This window comes from Caryophanon latum (assembly GCF_001700325.1).
GTDB lineage: Bacteria > Bacillota > Bacilli > Bacillales_A > Planococcaceae > Caryophanon > Caryophanon latum.
Genome location: NZ_MATO01000045.1, coordinates 21,219 through 27,218, shown reverse-complemented (window position 1 = coordinate 27,218; position 6,000 = coordinate 21,219). Strand labels below are relative to the sequence as shown.

Below are 6,000 nucleotides of genomic sequence, written 5' to 3'. Positions count from 1 at the left end.
TGCACACTCTTTTTCAAGTGTCCACTCCACAGGTACCATATTAGGCTCACAATTTGCGAGCCGCTCCTTTTTTATAATGAAAACTTCGCAATGCGTTGTTGCAGTTCGAGCGTCGAGCTATTTACTTCATTTGCGACATCGCGCACTTCTTCAATTGAAGCAGCTTGCTGGGAAACCGTTGAGGCGATTTGCTCAAAGTCAACGGATGCTTGCGAAGCACCGGTCATGATCGCATGAACGGCAGTGCCGATGCTAGAAGAGTTAGCATGAATTTGCTGAGACGTCGCCGAAATATCCTCGACTTGCTCCGTAATATCAGTAATGGCATCGGTAATATGTGTAAATGCATTACCTGCGTCGTGAATGATTGAAACGCCGTCGTTTACCGATTGCAAGCCATTTGCGACTGCTTGTGCGACATTTGCTGTGTCAGATTGAATTTCAACGGTCAGCGATACAATTTGCTCAGCCGATGCCTTTGACTGCTCAGCTAGCTTACGTACTTCATCGGCAACGACTGCGAAACCTTTGCCGAATTCGCCGGCCCGTGCTGCTTCAATTGCTGCGTTTAATGCAAGCAAGTTCGTCTGATCCGTAATTTCTGTAATGACACGTGTAATGTTACCAATTTCTTGTGACTGCTTGTTGAGCTTTTCGGTTAAATTCGCAATGAGCTGCGTTGAATCGTGAATGACATTCATTTGCTGCTGTGCGCTAACGACGGTATTAATGCCGTACTGTGCGTTCGTTGCCATCGCGAGCGTGTTGCTATGAAGTGTATTTGTCGCCTCAGCAATTTTTTCAATGCCGACCGTCGTTTCTGCGAGGAATGACACACTGCTCATCGCTTTTTCTGCAGCGGCTGTCGTAACGTGAGCTGTTGCATGCACATGGCTGCTCATCGCCTGCGTTGCGCTCGTAATTTCACTCGTGTTCGTTGCGAGCGTATGAGCTGAACGTGTGAGCTGTTCCGTATTTTGTTGCACACCGTAAATGATGTCATGCAAGTTGTCTTTCATTTTATTAAACGCGACGGTAAGCTGACCGATTTCGTCGTTCGTGTTATGTGTAAGTGGTGCATCAGATAAATGCCCGTCTGCAATGCGCTCGGCAATGAACACGACTTGTTTTAATGGCTTCGTAATAATGCGACGTACCATAAAAATGAGCAGCACACAAACCGCAATTGTAATGAGAATCGAAATGCATGAGAATATTTTTGATGATGTGACGATTGACGAAGCGGCGGCTAAGCTATCGTTTTTTTGTGCGTCGTGAAAGCTGATGACCGGCTTTAACGCGTCTAATAATTGATTAAGCTGCGCATCGTACTCGGTTGTGATGCTTTCAGTCGTCGTTGCTTCAGCGAGTAATGCATCGACTGTGCGTTTAACGTCGTTTAAGTTGGCATCGCTAGTTTCTGCTAGTTGCTGCATTGCTGAGCGTAACGCATTTTGCGCGTCGACAACGGCTCTTTCGGTAATTTCAGATGGTGCTAACGCATAGGATCGCAGTGCCGCTCCTTGTGCAATGGCAGCAGTTTCAACTGTATATGCCTCTGTTATGCGGTCGTTTTCGCTATTTGATGCGTTGTGCATTTCATCGCTTAACACGTTCAGCTGATAAATTGTAGCAATGAGTGAGATGATCATTAAAACGATGAGAAAAACAAATGCTTGATTAATTTTTCGACTAACTGACATAATGAAGCGCCCCCTTTATTTCTTCTATGTCATTCCCTTTTTATATGCTAATTAAAACATGAAGCATGCTTGTCGCTCGTTTTATGAAAACACGATTATGGACATAGAAGGCGCATTGGTGTTGCATGATGCTTGCGATGAATTGATGCAGTGAAACAAATGGTCGATGAGCTTCATAATGTTGCGGAAGAACTGCGCCAGCAAACGGAAAAATTTTATGTATAATGAATGAAAAAAGTGGTATCAGGCGAACGTTTCTGATACCACTTTTTTACTTATTCAGTTCGATTCGTTCGCGTTATTAAAATAAACGCAAACGGCAATAAAATGACGATCGCTACACCGATATACGTTTGCGTCGGTGTGAGCGGTACGAACAAGCGAAATGCCCAAAAAACCGTTAGCAGCGCCGCCATAAACAGTTCAAACTTAACGCTCACCTTGTTGCGAATGATGAGAAAGTAAATGAGCGCAACGGGTGGTAACGCAAAAAATAAAACGATGAAAAAAGATTCAGAAAAATACCACGGTCGTTTTTCCTCCATATAGGTCACCTCCAATAAATGCATTGAAAAAGGATGTGCGATTGTCCGCTTCGACAGTCACACATCCGATTACAGTATTAGCTTGCCGCTTCGATATCGTAAACGACGATGTTTCCTTTGTTCAATAATAAAATCGTTTCGGTTTGCTTTGTTGGGTCAATTTCTACTTCTACAAAAGTACCGCCATTTTTTGCAGAAATATTAGCTTGTTGTAGCACCGATAATGCTTCAGTAATATTTGTTACGTAAATTTTGAACGTTTGCATCGTAAAACCTCCCAATATGTATACGTTCAGTATAGCATAAGAAGTTGAACAATTCTAAATATTAGGCTCTTCACTATAACTTATCGTTGCTTTGTACGTGCGGACGATGCTCGATATCGATTGAACGGTGCGCAAGGTATGTTCTGACGTGCCGGCGAAAAGCGTCTACCGAAACAAAACGATCACACGAAATACAGTCGCTTTTCAGATTATCTGGATTCTAGCATATCGAGTGATCGCTATCTTCCTCAAGCCTCTTCGTCACGACTGAGCGGTCTGTCCAAGCAACTAACTCCAGTTTACGGTGATGAACTAAATAATACGCTGTTTACACAAGCTTACCTGAAGCAATCCAAGGGAAGAAGCCTTCTAAAAATTTCTCGGTCGCTGGCATAAAGTAAGAGCCGAAGTGGAAATCTGGGTCGAGCGTCGTCACAATCCACGTGCCATTCGTGCTCACGTCGTCCACGTACAATAGCGAGCCGCCGTCTTTCATATCAATAAGTGACGTCATGCCGTCTTGTAAATGGAAGACGCCGTGCTGATGCCATGTGCAAGCGGCGATGTTTAAAAAGCCGTCTTTAAATACAGGGTGTTCTGGTGCAACTAAACGTAAGCCAGAATCTGCACCTGCTTCAAGCCACCACCAAAAGTTCGTCTCGCGCAGCTCCCAGTTTTGATTTGGAATCCAGTTTTCGGGCTGTGGACCGAATGCGACGACAACGCCACCGCGGTCAGCGAAGCGATGAATAGCAGGAACGATCGTTAAAAACGTCGGCAAATGCAGCTGCGACGGTACGACTAATACGTCCACGTCCGCAAGCATCGCCTCGTCAAAGTCACGAATGTAAATGAGTTGCTGAATGTATTGCGCAAATTTCGGCTCGGTAAATGTACGGTAATGTGCGGCATGTCCGCTATATAATACGGCGATGTTTCTCATTTAAACGTTCTCCTTTTGTAGCTCACGTTTTAGCCAGTCGTACATGCGAGGTGCGACAAGCTTTGATGTGTTATTTCCTGTTGCGTACGTGAAAATGTCACGCGACGTATGAACGAAAATCGTGCCGTTCGTCGTCGTGCGGTCCACGTATGTAATTGGCGTGCCGTCTGTAAAGCGAATGTGCACTTCGACATCGTCTCGGTGAACGGGATGGAAGCCGCGTGCGAAAAAGCCCGCAACGCCTTTACGCACCGTTAATTCTTCTTGCTTTACGCCGCCGAAAATGGCACTCTGTTCATCAATCGTGACGCTGTAATCTTCGAAGCGGCGAATTTCCTTTGGCATAAATAGGTTCACACCTGGCAGCCACGGACGGAAAATGTGCGTGCAGCTTACGACGATGTTGCCGGCCTCTAAAAAGTCGGCAATTTTTGCACGCTCTTTATATAAATATTCTTGATCGATGAAATCTGTAATTAATAATACGTTGTAATGAGATACGTCTGCCTCTCCGAATGCGTATTGGTCAAGCACCGTTATGTATTCATTGCCGCGGTTATCGGCAGACATGGCGCGACCATCTCGGCTAAACGCATGCCCAGGGTCTAGCTTTAAAATGTGTAATGCAGTCATAAATAAGCTCCTTTAATTTTGTTTACATATATTTCGGCAAGTCTGTTAAAACGCCACTTTTATACAGCTGAATTGGTTGTTTTAGAAATGAATGCAGCTTAGTGGCATGGAGTGTGCGGTGAGCCCTAGGAAAACGAGCCGCAATACGCGAAATGCCAGTTTAATGGTCAATCAACACGTTTGATCTTTCGGTTGAAACTGAAAATCATTTTCAATTATAGTTGAATGCGTGACAAAAACAAGCGATTTCAGGTGCAAACGAACTTAATATTTGCGAATGGATATATAAATTTTTCTAATGTTACAAGCAACTAACTTTAGCTTGCGGTGATGAACTAATAAGGTGGAAATTATGCTGCGTATTAGTGGGGCGTGCGGCGAGACTTCTTGGAGAACAGCTAAAATGCTTTAATACGCTCTTGTCAATGAACTTGCTAATCAACACGCTTGGCTCGCATGCATACAAAAGCAAAACAGCGCATTGGCACGACAGTCGAAGGGCATTTACTTTAAAATGACAAGTAAATGTAAAAAAAGAGAAAAAATTGCCGATATAAATACAAAAATATGTAATGAAAGGAGGTGGTCGTTGTGCTAGGAAGTTTAAAGGCAACGTCATCGATTTTAACGAATTTAAACAAAAGCTACAAAGTGACCGACCGAGCGATGGAGCGTATTGCAAGCGGTAATCGTATTAACCGTGCAGCAGATGACGCAGCTGGCTTAGCGATTTCAGAAAAGCTACTCGGTCAAATGAACGGCTTGAACATGGCGGCGAAAAATACGCAAGACGGTGTGTCGATGTTAAACGTTGCAGAAGGTGCGCTCAATGAAACGCATTCCATTGTACAAAAAATGCGCGAGCTCGCGGTGCAGTCAGCTAATGATACGAATACGCCACAAGAACGGAACGCATTAAACAATCAATTTCAGGAACTTGTAAAGGAAATTGATCGCATTGCGGGAACGACGGAGTTTAATACACGTACGCTATTGAATGGGGATTATAAAGATAGCCCGCTTCGTCTACACATTGGAGCAAATAGCGGGCAATCGATTGATGTTTTTTTAGGCGACATGAGCTGGCAATCGATTCTCGGCTCAAATAGTGAACGTACTGATTTACATTTGTTAACACAAGAAAGCTCTGATGCGATGATTGGGGTAATGGATCGCGTGCTAAACACGGTGTCACATGAGCGTTCCAAAATTGGAGCGTACACGAATCGACTAGAGCATGCATACAATGTAACAATGAATACTGGGGAAAACTTAACGAGTGCCTACACACAAATTCATGATGCGGACATTGCCAAAGAAATGATGACAATTACGCAAGAACGTATTAAGCAGCAAGCAGCAACATCTGTCATGAGCATGCAAATGCAGTCGGCGTCTAACGTATTACATTTACTACGATAAGAGACGACTTGATGCGAGTGGTGTGGTGATTGAAGTGATGTACATAATCGCTTTAAATCACTGCCACTCGTATTTTTTTATTGTTTGCTGACAAAGAGGTGTGAAAAAGCTTTTGCGATTTGGGCTCTACTCGCATTCATTAGCCGGTAAATTGGCAAGGAACTTATTATAGTTCGCCGCGCGCGCTGCAATTAACATGTAGCATTCCCTCTGTTTTGATGCTGAAAACAATGGATTTCATAGTATAAGAAAGGCTAATTAACAAATCGGATTAACTTTAAGTTATAGTGAACTGCTTTTTCAAGCGTGTTGATACGCCATTCAATTGGCATTTCGCGTATTGCGGCCACTATAATGCAGCATTCATTTCAGTCTTGCTACTGAAAACAATAATTCAGCTGTATAAAAGTGGCGTATCAACAGACCTGCTGTTTTTTATCAAAAAAATGAAGCGATTTTTAATAAAATAAGTTTATGGAAAGTATATT

General features: G+C 43.5%; 6 protein-coding genes. 1 reads left to right on the top strand and 5 read right to left on the bottom strand.

Annotation, left to right across the window (positions count from 1 at the left end):
- Positions 1 to 71: 71 nt before the first annotated feature.
- From A6K76_RS11990 to A6K76_RS11970, 5 genes are all read right to left on the bottom strand, one after another.
- Positions 72 to 1,703 carry a methyl-accepting chemotaxis protein gene (locus A6K76_RS11990; protein WP_066465399.1) on the bottom strand — a complete coding sequence of 544 codons (1,632 nt, stop codon included), beginning with the start codon at positions 1,701 to 1,703 and terminating at the stop codon, positions 72 to 74.
- Positions 1,704 to 1,978: 275 nt separating this feature from the next.
- Positions 1,979 to 2,248, bottom strand: coding sequence for a hypothetical protein (locus A6K76_RS11985; protein ID WP_066465398.1), 270 nt, complete (start codon positions 2,246 to 2,248; stop codon positions 1,979 to 1,981).
- Positions 2,249 to 2,325: 77 nt separating this feature from the next.
- Entirely contained in the window at positions 2,326 to 2,514 is a 189-nt protein-coding gene (locus A6K76_RS11980; protein WP_066465396.1) for a hypothetical protein, read from the bottom strand.
- Between the two features lie 328 nt (positions 2,515 to 2,842).
- Positions 2,843 to 3,457, bottom strand: coding sequence for a hypothetical protein (locus A6K76_RS11975; RefSeq protein WP_066465394.1), 615 nt, complete (start codon positions 3,455 to 3,457; stop codon positions 2,843 to 2,845).
- A complete protein-coding gene (locus tag A6K76_RS11970) occupies positions 3,458 to 4,090 on the bottom strand; it encodes a phosphate starvation-inducible protein PhoH (RefSeq protein ID WP_066465393.1) in 633 nt (210 codons plus the stop codon). It lies immediately after the preceding gene.
- Between the two features lie 591 nt (positions 4,091 to 4,681).
- On the opposite strand from A6K76_RS11970, the gene A6K76_RS11965 reads away from it, so the two are divergent.
- Entirely contained in the window at positions 4,682 to 5,512 is an 831-nt protein-coding gene (locus A6K76_RS11965) for a flagellin N-terminal helical domain-containing protein (RefSeq protein WP_066465392.1), read from the top strand.
- Positions 5,513 to 6,000: the final 488 nt, after the last annotated feature.